The organism is Paenibacillus sp. SEL3 (assembly GCF_054602585.1).
Window position 1 is genome coordinate 3,479,744 of record NZ_CM137725.1, and the last position, 18,522, is coordinate 3,498,265.

Consider the following 18,522-nt stretch of genomic DNA (forward strand, 5'->3'; position numbering starts at 1 on the left):
GAAGAACGTACACAGAAATCTGTTATTTTACCGAACCCACCATGCCCGCTACAAAGTGTTTCTGCATCAGGAAAAATACCAGTGCAGTCGGAAGTGTGGACAGGACAATGGCGATCATGATGACACCGTAATCCGGTGCATAGCTGGAGCCGAGGTTCGAGATCAACAGCGGAATCGTTTGATTTTCCGGCGTTTGCAGCACAATCAGAGGCCAGAGGTAGTTGTTCCAACTGGACATGAATGTGATGATCGCGGCAGCGGCATAGGTTGTTTTCATTGTAGGCATGTATACCCGGAAGAACAGACCCAGCTCGGACAATCCATCCATACGACCTGCCTCCAGTAGATCTTTGGGAAACATCTTGGTGCTTTGACGGAAAAAGAAGATCAGGAACGCCGTAGTTACGGTCGGAATGACGACAGAAGAGAGCGTATCAATACCGATCCACGGTATGACATTAGAAATGCTGCCGAACATCCGGTAGAGCGGGATCATGATCGCCGCAAACGGAATCATCATAGACATCAGCAGGATATTGAAGACAACGTCTTTCGCTTTACTTCTGTAAATTTCAAAGCCATAACCAGCCAATGACGCGATTAGCATAGCCAGCAGCGTAGTTGAGATGGAGACTTTTGCAGAGTTACTGAGTGCGGTAACGATGTCCACTTTTTCAAGCAAATTGTGCATGTTATCCATCAGATGGGAGCCAGGCAGCAGCTTGCCCTTGGTCACATCGACCGACAGGTTCGTGGCGCTGGATAGCATCCACAGGAACGGGAAAATCGAAACGAACGACACAAGGATCAGAAAGGCGTACGTAAATGCTCTTTTTGTTTTCATCATTTTTTCTCACCTGCCACTTTGAACTGGATAATCGACAAGATAATGATCATAATGACGATGGAATAAGATACGGTCGCCGCATAACCAAAGTCGGATGAATACTTGAAGGACAGATTGTAAATATATTGCGAAATTGAAGATGTCGCGTTCCCTGGCCCACCTTTGGTAATATTCATAATTTCATCGAAGAGTTGGAGTGTACCAATCGTTGATGTAATCGAAGTGAACAGGATAATCGGCTTAAGCAGTGGAACCGTAATGCTGAAGAACTGTCGGATCGGGGAAGCTCCGTCAATACGGGCCGCTTCGTAGATGGAACTGTCAATGTTCTGAAGACCGGACAGGTAAAAGATCATATTATAACCAGTCCAGCGCCATGTGATCGCGATAATAATCGTAACCTTGGCCCAGAAAGGATCTGTAATCCATTGGATGGGCGTGCCAATCACGTGCAGATTCAGCAATAAGGAGTTTACCAGACCGTCGGACGAGAACAGGTACTTGAAGACAACGGAATAGGCTACAAGGGATGTGATACACGGCAAGAAGATAGCGGTGCGGAAAAAGCCCTTGAATTTCAGGTTTTTATCATTCAACAATACCGAAATGAACAGAGCCAGAATGACCATCAAAGGCACCTGGAAAATTAAATAGATAAACGTATTCTTCACGGCGGTTATAAACATTTTATCGGTGAAGAGTCGCTTGTAGTTATCAATGCCGTTAAAGCTCAGATTAGACCCTGTACCTGTCTTAAAGGACAAGATAAGCGCCTGAATCATCGGATAGAAATAAAAAGCGGCGATCATGATCACTGCGATGGATATGAACAACCATCCTGTCATACCTGCTTTGAGACGTGTTGTAGTTATTTTGGGCGCGGCTGTCTTCATACCATGTCAACTCCCTGTGCAGCAATAAAACCTTGAACTCGCAAGCCCAAGGTTTTAAGTGCTTTTCGTTTTATTATTTAGCCTTGGCTAGATGGACTGTCTTATTTAAGCTGTGCTTCCGCTTGTCCTTGAGCATCTTTCAGAACTGCGTCTACATCTTTTCCGTTCAGATAGTTTTGAATTTCAACGGTCATGATATCCTCAATGGCATACGTGTGCAGACCATAATTGACTTTTGGAACTTGTTTAGTCCATTCTGCAAATTTCTTATATACTTTGTCGCCTCCGAAGTACGGATCCTCCACGTCATAAGCTTTACCGCTGGAAGCTGCGTTCAATGAACCGACAATTCCAATTTTGCTCAGCATATCTTGATACAGCTCTGGATCTGTTCCGAATGTCTCTTTCAAGAAATCAGCAGCGGTATCTTGACCGTCCGAGTTGAGGACATACCAGGAGCTGCCGCCGAGGCTGGAAGCATTCACGGATTCAGGTATATTTTTCAGCTTAGGGAAAGGAACAACGGCCCATTTACCGGATTGTGAAGCTTCAGCTTTGATCGAAGGTGTAATCCAGTTTCCTGTAGGTACGGAAGCAACTGCACCGCTGTTGAATGCAGCCAAGAACTGACTCCAGTCGGCATTCATTTTAACAATGTTGGCGTCGAACAAGGATTTGTACGTCAAGAGCGCTTCTTTCAGAGCTGGATTACCAGCCAGGTTTGGTGTTTTACCGTCTTCTTTCAGGTACCATGAACCTGCAGTTTGGATCATACCGCGGATCAGACCGAGGTCATTCGGATCTTGAGTCAGCATTTCTTTGCCTGTTTTTTGTTTTACGGCTTTACCAATTTCAATAAATTTGTCCCAATCAATATTGGTCAGGTCCGCTACTTTGTAGCCAGCTTGTTCCAGATAATCTGTTCTTACATACAGTCCCATAACACCGGAGTCAAATGGAACACCGTACTGCTTGCCATTGTAGCTAGTCGGTCCGATTTTATAATCAGCGAAGTCGGATGCTTTGATCGTGCTGCTCATATCATGGAAAGAATCAGGATAGGCTTGCAGGAAGTTCTGTGCCCGATAATCCTCGATCAGAACCACGTTCGGCAATCCTTTGGTAGATCCGGAGTTAAGGCCGGCATTCATTTTTTGTACGATATCGTTTTGAGCATATTCAACAATGTTTACGGTTACATCTGGATGTTTCGCAACGTAGCGATCTTTTGCCAGCTTCAGGGCTGCGATATTAAAGTTCGGGTCCCAAGCCCAGACGGTGATTTCTTTTTTGCCTGAATCTGTTGTAGTAGCTGCTTTCTCGGAATTGCTGGAGCATGCGGATAGCAAGATCAAGCTTGCAATCAGCAGAAGGAAAGTCATTTTTTTCATTTTGTTCAACCCCTACTCTTTTTTTATATGTTGCTTGCTAGTTCTAAATCTCTTGAATGAAAGCGGTTACCTTGTTTGTAAATCTAGTGTACCATCCATACTTTGTCGGTGTTAGGAATATCTTTATACGGATTGGTCTTATTATTATGATTTATGAAAAAAGGTACCGCTTACATTAGTATTTTCTTTTGATTTAGGTATTTTTTTATGATCATGAACTAAAGACAAAGAAGGTGGAACAAGAACGGAGTGGGCGGAATGGTGCTGTACAAGCGTAGCGGTCGCCTTTGTACCCGGATTTCAACCTTTATAACTTGACTAAAGAAATCTGGGTACAACAGCGATGGGAAGCACCATCCGACCGCGTAGTGGCGCTTCGTGTACATCTATTTGGAGTCGTTTGATCTCACGATCAGTGGCAACGTCATTCTTACTTTGGTGCCCTCGCCTTTTTTACTGGAGATGGTCACGCCGTATTCTTCTCCATATAAAAGGGTAATGCGGTTGTGCACATTCTGGATGCCGATGCCTGTGAACAGTTGGCGCTTGCTCTTGGGATTTGGTAGTCCGTCTTGCGCTGTATGCCCGTCCAAATCCATACCGTCTCCATCATCGACCACCTCACAGATCAATGTATCCTCCGTTTTGGACACCAATATATAGATGTGGCCTACATTTTTTTCATTAAACGCATGGAAAAAGGAGTTTTCGATAAAAGGCTGAATGATGAGCTTGGGCACATGGTACTCCAGACAATCGGGTGATACAAAATAATTCACTTGTACCCGTTGCCCGTAGCGCACATGGTTAATGAACACATAATTTTGCATGTTGGCCATTTCCTGCTCGATGGTGATTGTTTCACTCACATTGCTGATTGTATTTTGCAGTAAGGAAATGAGCGCATTGATCGTTTCGGCGGCTGTTTCCTTGTTTCCTTTGAGTACCAGCATTTTGATCGAAGCCAGTGTATTGTACAGAAAATGCGGATTGATCTGCCGTTGTAGTGCAGCAAGCTCTGCGTTTCGTTGGCCTTTTTGCGTCTCTAAAAGCTTACGGATATAGTCATTTAGTTCATCCAACATGTAGTTGTAAGCATGACTTAATTGTCTAACCTCATAGCTGCCTGTTACCGGGATATAATTATCAAAATTTTTCTCACGTATGGTCGACATTTGCTTCACCAGTCGAGTCAGGGAACGAATTAGTCGACGGGATATCAGAAAAACGATCACCAAAGCAATCAGTACGATGGCAATGCAGATCCAGACAACGGATTTAACGTCAATAATTTGCCCAATCGCGGCTTGTCTGTCGATCATGTTCACCAGATAAAAATCAAATGAAGGGATATAGTTAGAAAGGAGGATACTCTCCTTATTCATCACATCCGCATTAATGTAGTTCAATCCCTGTTCATTGATTTTTGTGGCATAGCCTAGCAGCTCACTGGAGCGTTGTCCGATCAGGTCCTGGCGGTTGCTTGATACAATTAATCCCGACTTGTCCAAAATAAGCACATCATTGCCGTTGCTCGTGAAATTGTTGTAGAAACGGCGAAATTCAGGCTCTCGGATAGCGATGTAGATCATGCCGTACAGGGTGCCACTGGTCCGCTCCATAAATGGTTTGGAGGCGATGATATAGGGTGTTGGCTTTTGCGCGGTGGTATTCATTTGTTGCTGAAATAATTCAGTATCCAATTGATACATAAGCTGTGCCGGTCGTGCTACACTTTGGGCTGTAATCGCACTGCTTTTAAGCTCTTCCGCAGTTACAGGCCAATAGGAAGAGTCGGAGTAAAAGCTCCGACCGTTCAGACCTGTTACAGCGACACCGACATCATAGGCATCGACGTTCGATTTAATTTGCCTCATTTGCTGTGCCATTCCGAAGTAAATCCTCGCCGAGTTAATCGAGTCAGATTGGCCGCCAGTCAGATAGTTCTTGACCGTTCCATTTTCCGAAGCATGGGTTACGGCATTCACGATAGAATCATTGAAGGATTCAAAGCTGGATTGGATCTGGCTGAGTACCTTGGCATTTGTAATACTGAATGTCTCAGCAAAAAGTCGTTCAGACATCCGAATCGTCACCAAAGAGGTCAGCAAGGACACTGCAGTGATGCTGACCACCATAACAATAAAGATTTTGAAGAACAGACCTTGATATTTGATCTTATGGATATATCTTTTCATATTCAATCTCTTTTCTGCTGGCAGATGTGGCTTACTCTCTAATAGAGATGCTCCCGGCGGTACTGACTGGGCGAGCAACCCTTCACTTTTTTGAACACTTTGGTAAAATAGCTGGGGTCCGAATAGCCTACCGTGCTGCTAATATCCGAAATGGGCATCGTCCCCGACCGTAGTAACTCTGCTGCTTTTTCAACCCGAATTTTGTTCAGATACTCGCTAAAACCTTCTGTATGGTGTGCCGTAAAATAACTGGACAAGTAGGAAGGGTTAAAGTGGAAATATTGCCCAAGTGTCGTCAAATTGAGCGTTTCAGCATGATGCTCCTCAATATACTCCAGCAGTTTTTTCATGCTTGCGCTGCTTCCTTGCTGCGTTTTAGCCATGATCTGTCTGTTCGCTTCCTCCAAAAAAGTCTCCAGAAGGCGCACGGCTTCATGTACATGAGGGGCATCATTAATTGTTTTGAAATAGGAATATTTCGCCGCATCCAACTCCTTCATATCATACCCCTGGTTCCCGAGCAAAATCGTAATGTTGAACACGATATTTCCGAGAAGCGATTTGAATTCAAAAGCGGTAGAGGTATAGTTACCGGACATGGCGGCTACATAGGATCTCAAATCCTGAAAAGCTGTATCAAAATGCTCACGCTTCATCTCTTCTGTAAACTGTTTTAAGTTGAACGAGCTGTTCACCTGTACAGGCTGAGGAAGTTCGTCTTCTATGAGCAGCGCTGTTCCTGGGAAATAAAAGCGGTAACTCAGCAGTTTTGGCAGTTCATCCTGATAGACGACACTAATCTGATTGAACTCATCAAATAAATGGCTAACTGCCCAGCCTGTCTGTGGATCGACTCGCTTTGTCTCCTGAGCAACTTCCCTAACCGCAGCCATCCAGGCGTCTACTTCCCGTGGATCAAGATTGGCTAAAAACACAGCCGCATAGGCATCAGACGGCAGTTGTCGCAGTACGATGCGCTCACAGGCAGAGGATACTCGATCTGTAAGCTTGGAAAATAGGTCCGAGGCAGAGATGGAGCGCCCTTTATCCTGCTGTACCGACTGTTCTATACCTATGAGCGCAAAACGAGTATAAGGGAATGCTTGCTTCAGCAGCTCGGCGTCATAGTCCATGCTATACCCGGAGATCAGCTTTTCGATCACATGATCTATCGTAATTTGACTATTCCCGGCATCTGCTTGATATTGAATGGATGGAATTTTGCGAGCGGTTCTCTGGAGCACTTGGAGCAACTCATCCGTGTCTAGCTTAGGCTTTAAAATATAGTCAGCAACCCCTTGCTGAAAGGTGGATCGCACGTAATTAAACTCGCCGTAACTGCTAAGTACAATGACTTCGATATCTGGATAGTTCTGTCTGACTATGCGCGTCAGCTCCTCGCCATCCATGATCGGCATTACGATATCTGTAATGACAATATGAGGGCGCAAGGTTTCAATCAGCTCCAATGCTTCTTTCCCGTTAGAAGCTTCACCTACAATTCGAAATCCATACTGTTCCCACGATAAATGGTGTTTAATTCCTTGCCGTACCAATATCTCATCATCCACAATCAAAATGTTGCATAGCTCATTCATGGCAGCACTCTCCGTAATTATACCTATTCGAGGATTTTGCAAAAATTCTGATTCAAAAAAGACCTCCATCACGTGGACGTCATATCATCTGAGGCACATATTTGATAACGCTTCCAACTTAGCTTGAATCTAAAGCATTTAACCTTTACATGCTAACATAAACCACACGGGGATTCCAAAAAAAATAGTCCGAATGGCATATAAAACACAAAAAAGGCAGCCGAGAAAACCTCGACAGCCTTAAACAACCGGGATTACCTTATACAGTACCCCAAGTCCGATCTCCTGCCAAATATTTTTCAGTCAAAATAGACAGCAGTTGAATGCCAACCTCATTGTGTCCTCCCTCAGGAAGGATCAGGTCAGCGTATTTCTTGGAAGGCTCAATAAATGCCTCATGCATCGGCTTAACCGTAGTCAGATAGTGATCGTGGATCGAATGGATGGTGCGGCCGCGTTCCTCAATATCGCGAAGAACCCGACGGAGAATACGCACATCAGGGTCCGTATCCACAAATACTTTGATGTCAAGCAGACTGCGGAGCTTTTCGTCTGACAGTACGTGCAGACCCTCCAACATAACGATATGATTTGGCAGAAGCTCTACCGTCTCGTCCGTGGAGCGGGCATGAACCGTAAAATCATACACGGGCGCTTGTGTCGCTTGTCCTTTTTTCAGACATTGGAGATGCTCAATAAGCAATTCGTTGTCAAAGGCAAACGGATGATCATAATTGACCAAAGCACGTTCATCATAACTCAGATGTGAATGGTCTTTATAATAGTTATCCTGAGATATGAAAGTCACTTTATTAGATCCCAGACGCTCAACGACGGCGCGTGCTACCGTCGATTTACCGGAACCTGTACCGCCGGCAATACCAATAATAAGCATGGCGTTTCACTTACCCTTCCCTAAATGTATCCCGATACAACTCAAGTATTGTAGCACAATGCACACTTTTTTTCATCACTGTTGAACTTTGTATTTCTTCCATTTCCGTATCTTGGCTCTGAATGTTTTAAACGGTGCCACCGAGTTGATGTGAATCCATCTTGCCATGGGCCAGTTTGGATTCGTACCCGTCCAATTGTGAACGCCTTGAGTGAAGAGCTCTTCGTGGCTAAGTGTGTCGATCCAATCCAGCCACTTTTGCTCAGTCAACTTGAACATATCGCGTAATTCGCGTAAAGATTGGTGGGAGTAAGTCTTGTAAAATGATTGATATAGTTCGCCTAGTCTGTTCCATTTATAATTGGGGGCGGGCATGATGACGGTTTTTCCTTCCCGTTCGTCTCTGTCCCATGTCATGACAAGATGAAGCCATCCGAGCTGGTAGGCAATCATCTCTGCGGGTGTTTTATCTACTTCAGGGATACGAATATCTTTTTGGCTCTCGTCGATCTCCTGAAACTCACCGTCAAATCGTAAGTAGGAGGCATGAATGGCTTCCTTTAACTCCGATTTGGAAGCGTAGTCGTAGCTGGACATCTCATCGCTCCTTTAAATGATATGGATGATACTCACCCCTTTATATGTACCATTCCCAATATGACAACTGTATGTCTTATTCAAAAATAAAAAAATATCGTTTTTTGTGATTTTATGAAACAGAATTTGGCGTGTTCACGAAACAGGATGCAAAATTAATTGAAAGATTAAGACAAAAGATAAGTAATTAGACATATTTTAATATATATTTAAATGCCTATAATTATTGGAGTATAGCGTTTGAGGGCCCTCATTGGTGTTGGGATATTATTCTCTTCATCAGTACGTTATATACCGTTGGGAATATCATGTCCGATGAACGGTGCAACCTTTGCTTTAGTATTCATGAATCTAATAAAGAAGGGGATTGTTATATGAAATCGAGTTTGCTAAGAAAATGTGCAAGTGTAATGTTAAGCAGTACGTTGGTACTGTCTTTATCATTACCGTTGCTAGGTCATGCACATGCGGATGGGAATTTACAGATAAGTGATGATTTTGAGCAGGGAGAAGCTCAAGGCTGGACCGCGGATTCGGGGAACTGGTCTGTGGTCAAGGATGGGAATGGCTCTACATACCAGCAATCTAGTCGAAGCGAAAGCCATTCCGTTAAAGGTAATGCCTCATGGACGAACTACAGCGTGCAAGCAGATGTATATGTAAATGATTTTAATGGCTCCAATCGAGTCTACGTTGCAGGTAGATACACAGATTCCAACAACTTCTACGCAGCATCGTTGTACAACAAGAAAGACGGAGCGCTTGAGATTCGAAAAAAAGTCAAAGGCTCTATGAAGACACTGGCTACCAATAAAAAATACAAACTGGACACGAATACATGGTACAGAGTCAAGCTGGAACTATCCGGTTCGGAAATCAAAATGTATGTCAATGATCAACTGGAGCTGTCCGCAACAGACACCAGCCTCACTGCTGGAGCCATTGGTTTGGTAACCTCCAAAGCAGCTGTCGAATTCGATAATGTGATTGTATCCGGTGCTTCTTCTGAGGTAGATCCAGGAACATTGCCTGTGAAACCAACACCAGGTACAGAAAAACCGACTCCTGGAGTGGACACTGATGTAACCTCTAAAAATAACTATAATTTGACTGGCTTTTCGTATGGGAATACAGGTGGTGGCAACATTGCAGATACAGATGCCAACTACAAAAAGGTTTACAACGCTGTAGATCTCAACGAAGCACTGAAGAAAGGCAGCAAAGTTAAAGTGATTGAGATTATGAACGATCTTGATCTCGGTTGGAATGAAATTCCTAGTGCTGCCAAAGTAATGCCTTTTAGTGCCAACAATCCTGTACAGACACATCCTGTTCTGAAAAAGACAGGTGTGAGCAAAGTCTATATCGAAAATATGAATGGGGTTACGATTTTCTCTGCCAATGGTGCGAAAATCAAACATGCCGGTTTTGTCATCAAAAGAAGCTCTAATTTGATTTTCCGTAACCTCGAATTTGATGAACTTTGGGAGTGGGATGAAGCAACCAAAGGGAACTATGATAAGAATGACTGGGATTATGTTACCATCGAAGGTACAAGTTCCAAAGTATGGATCGACCATTGCACATTTAACAAAGCCTATGATGGTCTGATAGATGTGAAAAAAGGTAGTAACGGAGTTACGATTTCCTGGTCTTTGTTCAAAGGAGATGACCGCAGCTCCAACAGCTGGGTAACCCAACAAGTCAACGCGATGGAAGCAGACAAGTCTTCCTATCCTATGTACGCTTATCTGAGAAGCAGCGCAGTAGGCATGAGTAAAGAAGATATCATTGATATTGCTGCCGGACAAAAGAAAGCGCATTTGATCGGTGCTACGGAAATGGCTTCCGACAATGCAGATCTGGAAGTGACGCTGCATCATAATTACTACCTGGATATTCAGGATCGCATGCCTCGTCTGCGTGGTGGTAATGCTCATGCATATAACATCGTTATGGACGATGTCGGATTGGCCAGAGCCAAAAAAAGAATTACTTCTGACATGGCTAAAGCAATTGCCGCAAAGGGATACCATTTTGATGTCGTGGGTAATGGTGCAATTTCAACAGAAAACGGCGCGGTATTGCTAGAAAAGTCTTATTTAATTGATGTGTTTTCTCCAGTGCGTAATAATCAAAAAGATCCTAACAAAGCCGATTACACAGGTAAAATCAAAGCCGAGGACGTTATCCTTTCGGATAACGGTACCGTATTCAGAGGAGGCAGTGACGAGGCGAATAGCCCGTTAGCCCCTTATCCTGCGAAGGCCAAGAGCTTCTCTTGGAATGGGTTCACAACGTTGCCATACAGCTATACAGCCGAAGACCCTGCTAACCTGGTTGCTCAATTGCAGGCCAAGGATGGAGCGGGTGCAGGCAAGCTGAACTGGTCGAGTGAAAACTGGCTCAAAACGGTGTACAATACGTCCGTTACAAAAAATGCAATAGTAGAAGAAGATTCCGAATAGGTAGGCCATATAAAAAAGCAACCAGGACAGATATGCTCTGTTTCTGGTTGCTTTTTTGGTTACCCACGTTTAGGCTGCGTTCGGTATGAGCTTAACCAATAACGACAAATGAGGATACGCCAGCAGGTACGGATCTAACGCGGAATAATACTCCATCATCTCTAAAAGTACGCAGAATATAAGGCTGGTTCGTAGGTGTGCGGACTCTGTTGAATCGGGCAGTACCAAAGCGGTCGAAGCCTGCAGCTTGGACAAAGGTTCCATCTAAACGCCGGAGTGTTGCAAAAAATCCAGACGTGTTAAAGGGTACACCATCATTGTTAGCCCAGATAACTGTAAATCTACGAAGGGTTTGTGTTGGACTCACATTGCGATATCTCGTAACAGGAACCTTTCTGCCCGTAGATTTCAGCGTTTGTGGAGGACGAATGGCCACTTCAAATCAACTCCTTTGTTGTGATGTGATAGTAAATGCACACAAAGGAGTTTTGGACCGTGCTATAAACTACTGCTTCTTAAAAATAGGTATATATTGAACTTGGGACATCATTATGCCCACTCGCGCCGTAGCGTAAAGAGGTCTTTTAACGCGTCTGTAGACAGCTCAGTAATCCAGCCTTCGGTACTGGTTATGATTTGGTCGCTAAGCTGCTGCTTGCTCTCCAGCATTTCATCAATGCGTTCCTCGAGCGTGCCCAGCGAGATAAATTTGTGCACCTGTACATCCTTCGTTTGTCCCATCCGATAGGCTCGGTCTGTGGCCTGATTTTCAACAGCCGGATTCCACCAGCGATCAAAGTGAAAGACGTGGTTGGCGGCCGTCAGATTTAGGCCCACTCCCCCGGCTTTGAGCGACAAAATAAACACGGATGGCTGCTCGGCAGGGGGGAGGGTGTGAGATTGGAATTGATCAATCATTCGGTCACGCGCCGTTTTGGACGTGCTACCGTTCAGATAGAGCACAGGCTCCTGCAGCTCCTGAGCGAGTACCCGCTGGAGCATCTGCCCCATACCAATATACTGTGTAAAAATAAGGCAGCGCTCACCCTCCTCCCGCAGTTCCTTGACCATAGCCAGAATGCGCTCTAGCTTGGATGAACGGCTAATGACCGTCTCAAGATCGGACGGACTATAACCGGAAGCCGCTGCATCCGGGAGAGCCTCCTTGGTTAAGAGGGCTGGGTGGTCGCAAAGCTGCTTCAACTGGGTAAGGGCGGATAAAATGGCTCCTTTCCGTTCAATCCCTTCCAGCTTCTGCATCCGTTCCATCAACTCTTTGACAATCTGGTCATAGAGCGCGCCCTGCTCAGAGGTCAGATGAATGTAGGTTTTCATCTCATTCTTGTCAGGCAAATCAAGCTGTATAGCAGGGTCCTTCTTCTTGCGCCGCAGCATGAAAGGCTGAACCAGCTTTTGCAAATCTAACGTGCGCTGCTCGTTATGTTCCTTCTCAATAGCATTCATAAAACGATTGCTAAAGGCGCGTGAGCTGCCCAGATAACCTGGATTGATAAAGTCATAAATGGACCATAGCTCGGACAACCGATTTTCAATAGGTGTCCCGGTCAACGCAATCCGGTGACGTGCAGGAAAGCTGCGCACGGCTGCGGATTGCTTGGTTTGCGCATTTTTAATGTTTTGCGCTTCATCCAGGCAGACCGAATCCCAGGTCATGCTTTGTAGTAGCTCTTGATCCAGGGTTGCCGTAGCGAAGGAGGTCAGGATGACATCGGCCTGCTCGACTTTTTCGCGGAACAAGTCTCCCTGCTCCCGCTTGCTTCCATAGTGCAGCATGACCCTTAATGAAGGAGCGAAGCGGCTGAGCTCTTTCTGCCAGTTGCCCAGCACCGACGTCGGGCAAATCAGCAGCGAACTGGAGCGGACACCCGTCTCAGCGGCAATTTCCTGTAAGTGCAGTAAATAAGTAATAAACTGCACCGTTTTACCAAGTCCCATGTCATCGGCCAGACAGGCCCCCAGTCCAAAACGCCGTAAAAAGGCAAGCCATGCGTACCCGTCCCTCTGATACGTCCGCAGCTCGGCTTGCAGCCCGTCCGGCACGTCCAATGCAGGCCATTCCGACTGCCGTCCGAGCTGGCTAATCAGCTTCAGCAGATGGGCATTCAGCTCGACTTCCAGCCGGAAGCGTGCCGCATCCTCCGGCTGCTCACCCGAGGCGTCGCCTTCAGGATCGTCGGCGTTGCCGAGCAGGTGCAGCTGCAGGATGTCCTGAAAGGACAATCCCTGGGCGCTGTCGATCCCGGCCATGGCCCGGCGGATCTGCGCCAGCAGCGCAGGGTCGAGCGCGATCCATTGCCCGCGGAAGCGCACCAAGCGCTCGTTGCGAGCGACCAGCTCGGCGAATTCCGACTCGCTCAGATCGGCATCACCGATGGCAACGCGCCAATCGAACTGGACAATCGAGTCCAGTCCGAACAGCGAGCTGCCCTTCGTGCGCTCTCCCGCCCCTTCGCCCGGGCGTACCTTGGCCCGCAGCTTCGGCTTCTTGCGGGTAGCTGCCTCCCACCAAGCCGGGAGCAGCACTTGCCAACCGCTTTCCAGCAGACGCTGGCTGTCGGTCGTCAGGAATTGCCACGCCGCTTCGTCGGAGAGCGGGCGATTCAGCACGTCATCGCGGCTTCCGGCACGCTGCCCGGCAGGCAAAATCGAGGTCAAGCCTTCTAGCCACCCGGCTGAGCGCTCACGGACATGTGCTGTCCAGGCATCGGGCCATGAGCCGGATGCGTACCCATCATCGGCGAGCTGTACAGGCACCAGCAACGCCGGGTCTTGCTTGTCCTGCAACACAAGCTTGAGCTGCCAGGACGGTTCGTCGTCCTCCAGCTCTGGCTCCAGCAGTTGTAGAAGTGGCCGAAAGGGCGCGGTATCAGCTTTCCAGCCGATGGCAATGAGCCAGGCCCGCGCGTCTAGACCCGCCGCGGCTGGGCGGTTGGAGGCGAAGAGAATCGGATATTCTCTTCGCAAATCGGCGGCTTCCGCTTCGGTGCCGTACCAGCGTTGAAATATGGCAGCCGAGAACGCCGCTATCAGCCCATCCTGCTCGTCCTTCTCCAAGCGATCGAGCAAAGCAAGCTCTGCCGGCTGGATGTTTTCCAGTGCTTCCGCATCCCATTCCCATTGCAGCTTCCCCGCCTGGAACGCCGTGAAGCTGGGTACATAGGCTTTCGCTTCAATACAGTGAGCAAGCGAAGGGATCAGCTGAAGCCATGGGGCATGGGCCTCGTCCCAGATCCATTCGATATGCTTTAGAAGCTCGCGCTCTGCCAGAAAAGGAATCACCTGCTCCGAAGGCAGCAGGATAATATCCGTGTCTTGAACATGTTGAATCTCCAGCTCGGTGCCATAAAACGAAGCCTCATGCCAAGCAAACAAACGCTGCTTCAGAATTTGACCGGAAATGCTATAGTTCATGGAGGAATCGCCATAGATCAGCGCGTCTCCATAGGTAGTTAATTGGATATGCACGGTAATCGTTTCGGTATATTGACTCATGATAACAATTTCCCTTTCCGCAATTCCTCCTGTAGCGCCCGCAGGCGGCTATGACGGCTGGTGAAGGTCGTGAAGAACAGCTCCCAGCGTGATTCTTGCTTCATTTTCTTGTACAGCTTGAACAGCCGCTTTAACAGCTTGACTGCTGCTTTATAGCTGGATCTGTTTTTTTCTAGCACATAGCGTTCTACCGCCTGATGGTAAAAGGGGAGTAGTAACTCAGGCGCGTTCTTTTCAATGGGCTGTAACACGCTCACTCGAAAACTCAATGGTTCACTGCGTATGCTTAGCTGATAGTCGATCCATGACCGCCATTTCTCGTGAGCAAGCAGTGCCTCTTCATACATTCCCCCGGCAAATGGAAGCATACCCACCAGCGTGTCCCACATGTCCTGCTCCGCTTCTGGAAGGTGCTGCAAAACCAGATCCCAATTATGCATATAATCCTGTAAATGGTCATCCCGATGACTGTGAAGCAGGGGACCGATATGCCGCAGTCCGTCCTTGAGGCGTGCCCAATTCTCAGCTTTACGCAACGCCTGTAAGAACAAAATCAATTGGTTGGAAGAGATTTTTAGTGGAAAAGCTCGTTCCGCTTCCTGAAGAAGTACCCAGGCTTCATTATCCTGCGATTGGAAAATATGCATCCAGCTGCGAGCCAACATCCACGGAAGCCTTGCTAAAGTAGTGCCGAGATCCTCCTCAGCCGCCTGCAAATGCTGTAATTCCTCCGTATATATGCTGGAGCCCTGTCTTGCGGGATGCACCCAGTACAGCCAAAACTGATAATACGCGTCTGAAAAATAAGTACCGTTACGCGATTCTGTCAGCATTTTTCGGCGTAAATAGGCTAAGGTTTCTGCCATACGGGCTTCTTGCATCGGTTCATCGGTCAGCTCCAGTGGACTCTCAAAATCACGCTCGATCGCTTCTTTAAGCTCATCGGCAGCAATTTGCGTGTAATACCCCATATAGGTATGAGAGGGATAGCCTGGCATGGAAGACTGAGGTACCAGCTTTTCCAGCACACGCAGATGAGCAAGCAGTCCGTATAGCTGTTGCATGCCAGGTGAAAGCGGTGGCTTCACAGCATGGATCGAGGCTAAAGCGCTTTGGACAAATTGGGAGTTTTGTGTGTTCACACGATTAAGGGCGATACACTGATCGAACAGATCATGCCACTCTGAAATGGGCATGTCCGGTATTTTACTTGCAGTTTTACTGAGGGCGTTTCTTGTTGTTTCCTTGTGATCCGGTGAAAGATTCGACCGGGAAGGAGGTGTGTTACGCGTGTCAGCTTTTGTCGCCAATCGAGTGAATCCCGCCGAATGAGCGTTCACTAAAGCATGTACAGAACGTTCCTGTTCATTCGCGTAATTCAGTAGTACGGCGATCATATGCTTGCAGTTGGTGTGGACAGGGCATGTACATCTGCTGGCAGCAAAAGCGCTCAAGTGGAGATCCACCTCGTATAGCTCGCTTCCATCCACGACAGCTGCGATATGGTCGGCATCAGGCATAACGAATTCTTTTACCTTTCCTTGCTTAAAATATTGGAAACCTCGTTTGATCGTCACATCATTAAAATGGTCAGCCACGTTTTGAATAAGCTGTTGCCACTGTATATCATCCATAAGATAGGTTGGTTTCATATGCATTAGTCTCCTAAGAGAAAATAGTTAATCCGATGACTGCTTAACTCTTCTATTATAACAGTTCGCGCACGTAAATTGAGGTGGAGGGAGCAGATGGGAAGTTTCAAAAGAATAACATGTTGGGGAAAGTAAAAAGTCCCTTACGTTATAACGTAAGGGGGCCTGAATTATCAGCAAATTTGGGGGGGATCCCCTTACTGTTTGCCATCCGGATTGCCTTTTCGGTGGAAGACCATGGAGATAATAAGAAGCACCAAGGGTACTGCTGCGCCCATAATAATTCCAAAATAACCCGATATTGTATCGAAATTTCCTATCTCAATAAAGCTTTGGGGATATATGCTCAGGGAAAATATTAAAATTAACGGGAGAAAGCAGATAAACCTGTTCCACTTTTGGGTGAGTTGGCTGATTCCGGCTACCATATAGAAATAATAATTTGCGGCGGTCATAAAAATTTTGATCGTCCACAAAATGATAAATAATATTTCAAACCGTTCCAGGAACGAGCCGGGGAATTCAATTTGCTGTGCAAAAGAAACGACCGGCCATTGCAATCGGGAAACTTCCTCAACCGACATACAGCCAACGACCATCGTTACCATCAAGAGATACAAACCCATTGCAATCGAGTAGCCAATCCACCCTGCCTTCCATGCTTTTTGTGGATTGACCATCACATTAGTTAATATAAGGAGGGATTCAAAACCTATTGTCGAGAAAGGTATAACCTTAAGAGATTCGAAGATCGGATGCCATCCTTTATGGAAAACAGGGCGCAAATTATCAAGATTAAAATGATTGATATTGAGGATGATCAACAATAAAAAAACAATAAGGGTTAAAGGAAAAAAAAGCTCGACCAATCGAACCATTGCATGGAGACCGCCCCAGGTCAAATACCCAATAAGCAGAAGAAACGGCAAGAGAATCATGCTTAATGGCGTTCTTTCCAATGCAAGACCTTTGAGGAATTCCGCCATCATTCTGCATACAAGAGAGCAGATCATCGTGCAGTGTACAATAAATGCAATATTGATGAGCAGGCCGATAAATTTACCTGCGATCACAGGATTGAGCTCATAGAACGTCTTCCCTGGAAATATCTGGCACAATTTAACGTTGATAAAAACGACGCCTACCCCAAGCAGACTTGCCAGCAAGAGTCCCTGCCACACGTCGGGCGTTTGAGTCTTCTCCGCGATGGTTCTTGGTAAACTGACAATTCCCACAGCATACACGGTCGAAGTGACTGTAAGTAAGGCTTGAAGGGTAGAGATTTTTTCCTGTTTCATGGAAGGTATGTTGGACATTACGCTCCCTCTCCTTTTGTATAAGCACCTGTTCGGTCAATCTGTACTTCAGCCTGAACGTCGATCGGTATTTGACTGAATGTATCTTGCCAATTTTCCTTTACCCGATCCCAGTAAGCGGGATAGTTCACTTTTACCTTTGTGCCGAAACCGACTACATCTGATCTCATTTTTTTTTGAAGCGTGTTTAACGATTGGGATATGGTCTGTTTGATTTCTTCTTGCGTCGCTTCTTTAGCGGTTCGAATGAACGGTTCCTTCAAGAAATCAGTATAAATATCCAAGTTTTCATTTAATTTGATGTTTGTTTTAATACGAACCGTAAAGGAAAGATCCTGTCCGTTGAGGTGGGGGATAAGTTTGCTGTGGGCATCCTCAACTTCAAAGACCATGGATTGTTCCGACTTCGGGTCCTCTGTTTTAATAATTGAACCCCGCGTTTTTCCCAGCATCCAGTTGATCCCGATGACTTCCTCTTCATCTAGCCAATTAGCCAATTTCTTCGTTTTGCCACTGACCAAGGCTGCGCCTGAGAAGTGGTTGCCCTCATTGGTTTCTAGGCATTGAATGACGAAGTCAGCTCCTTGTGAAATATGGGTGGAAATTTCTCCTAATGTTATTTTATGAGGTATTTTGGAGTTGAAATCGCTATTTTTAGCCAATGCTTCAAGGTCAATGGAAGGTATCTCTTTATGTTTGCCGATCTTATTGAGCGCTTCTTTCGCACTGCCCTTTACGATCATAACAAGTGATTTTCGACTCGGTTTATAGGAACGGGTAAACGTATCTAACAATTGGTCGATTCTTGTTTTTTGTAAAGCTTGGTCACTAATCAAAATTAAGCGAATAAAACTATATAAGGGAGCACGGGACACTAGCTTTGCCTGTTCCCTGGAAGCAGTCTGAATGGAATTTTTGTTAAAGGTTGTTACGTTGCTATACATATTTTTTTTGGATTTCTGCGCTATTAAATGCTGGTAGGTAAGTTCCAGCATATCCTCCTGATCCGTATCAATGGCGACGCCCTGGATGATACTCAAGTTATCGATTTCTCTGCTGTCCCAACAACCGGTGAGGAGAGCACATGCGATCCATACGGCAACGCATTTTTGCAACCATAGGATTCGACGAGACAGATAGATGAAAGCGATCAT

Annotated in this window: 13 protein-coding genes; 1 reads left to right on the forward strand and 12 read right to left on the reverse strand. The window is 46.1% G+C overall.

What is annotated here, in order from left to right; genetic code table 11:
• Positions 1-22 precede the first annotated feature (22 nt).
• The 7 genes from ACYCS5_RS16060 to ACYCS5_RS16090 all read right to left on the reverse strand — a co-directional run bounded on the left by ACYCS5_RS16060 (position 23) and on the right by ACYCS5_RS16090 (position 8,419).
• Positions 23-847, reverse strand: coding sequence for a carbohydrate ABC transporter permease (locus ACYCS5_RS16060; RefSeq protein WP_013308300.1), 825 nt, complete (start codon positions 845-847; stop codon positions 23-25).
• Positions 844-1,740 carry a carbohydrate ABC transporter permease gene (locus tag ACYCS5_RS16065; protein ID WP_013308301.1) on the reverse strand — a complete coding sequence of 299 codons (897 nt, stop codon included), beginning with the start codon at positions 1,738-1,740 and terminating at the stop codon, positions 844-846. Before ACYCS5_RS16065 ends, ACYCS5_RS16060 begins: the two co-directional genes overlap by 4 nt.
• Before the next feature lie 101 nt (positions 1,741-1,841).
• The gene (locus tag ACYCS5_RS16070) at positions 1,842-3,131 is read right to left on the reverse strand and encodes an ABC transporter substrate-binding protein (RefSeq protein ID WP_039274127.1); all 1,290 of its coding nucleotides are present in this window, start codon (positions 3,129-3,131) and stop codon (positions 1,842-1,844) included.
• 386 nt (positions 3,132-3,517) lie between these two features.
• Positions 3,518-5,329 carry a cache domain-containing sensor histidine kinase gene (locus ACYCS5_RS16075; protein ID WP_459759777.1) on the reverse strand — a complete coding sequence of 604 codons (1,812 nt, stop codon included), beginning with the start codon at positions 5,327-5,329 and terminating at the stop codon, positions 3,518-3,520.
• Positions 5,330-5,367: 38 nt separating this feature from the next.
• Positions 5,368-6,927 carry a response regulator transcription factor gene (locus ACYCS5_RS16080; RefSeq protein ID WP_459759778.1) on the reverse strand — a complete coding sequence of 520 codons (1,560 nt, stop codon included), beginning with the start codon at positions 6,925-6,927 and terminating at the stop codon, positions 5,368-5,370.
• A gap of 259 nt (positions 6,928-7,186) precedes the next feature.
• A complete protein-coding gene (gene udk, locus ACYCS5_RS16085; RefSeq protein WP_013308305.1) occupies positions 7,187-7,822 on the reverse strand; it encodes a uridine kinase in 636 nt (211 codons plus the stop codon).
• A gap of 75 nt (positions 7,823-7,897) precedes the next feature.
• Complete coding sequence (locus ACYCS5_RS16090) at positions 7,898-8,419, reverse strand: ClbS/DfsB family four-helix bundle protein (RefSeq protein WP_029516908.1); 522 nt, start codon at positions 8,417-8,419, stop codon at positions 7,898-7,900.
• A gap of 374 nt (positions 8,420-8,793) precedes the next feature.
• Here ACYCS5_RS16090 and ACYCS5_RS16095 point away from each other — a divergent pair, with 374 nt between their 5' ends.
• Positions 8,794-10,887, forward strand: a complete 2,094-nt coding sequence (locus ACYCS5_RS16095) for a pectate lyase family protein (protein WP_459759779.1) — start codon at positions 8,794-8,796, stop codon at positions 10,885-10,887.
• A gap of 91 nt (positions 10,888-10,978) precedes the next feature.
• On the opposite strand, the gene ACYCS5_RS16100 is transcribed toward ACYCS5_RS16095, so the two are convergent.
• The 5 genes from ACYCS5_RS16100 to ACYCS5_RS16120 form a co-directional block, all read right to left on the reverse strand.
• Positions 10,979-11,323, reverse strand: coding sequence for a hypothetical protein (locus tag ACYCS5_RS16100; protein ID WP_016820169.1), 345 nt, complete (start codon positions 11,321-11,323; stop codon positions 10,979-10,981).
• A 113-nt stretch (positions 11,324-11,436) separates the two neighbouring features.
• Complete coding sequence (locus ACYCS5_RS16105; RefSeq protein ID WP_459759780.1) at positions 11,437-14,400, reverse strand: DEAD/DEAH box helicase; 2,964 nt, start codon at positions 14,398-14,400, stop codon at positions 11,437-11,439.
• Positions 14,397-16,052, reverse strand: a complete 1,656-nt coding sequence (locus tag ACYCS5_RS16110) for an SWIM zinc finger family protein (RefSeq protein WP_459759781.1) — start codon at positions 16,050-16,052, stop codon at positions 14,397-14,399. Before ACYCS5_RS16110 ends, ACYCS5_RS16105 begins: the two co-directional genes overlap by 4 nt.
• A gap of 197 nt (positions 16,053-16,249) precedes the next feature.
• Positions 16,250-17,350, reverse strand: a complete 1,101-nt coding sequence (locus tag ACYCS5_RS16115; RefSeq protein WP_459759782.1) for a GerAB/ArcD/ProY family transporter — start codon at positions 17,348-17,350, stop codon at positions 16,250-16,252.
• 17 nt (positions 17,351-17,367) lie between these two features.
• The gene (locus ACYCS5_RS16120; RefSeq protein ID WP_165149296.1) at positions 17,368-18,522 is read right to left on the reverse strand and encodes a Ger(x)C family spore germination protein; all 1,155 of its coding nucleotides are present in this window, start codon (positions 18,520-18,522) and stop codon (positions 17,368-17,370) included.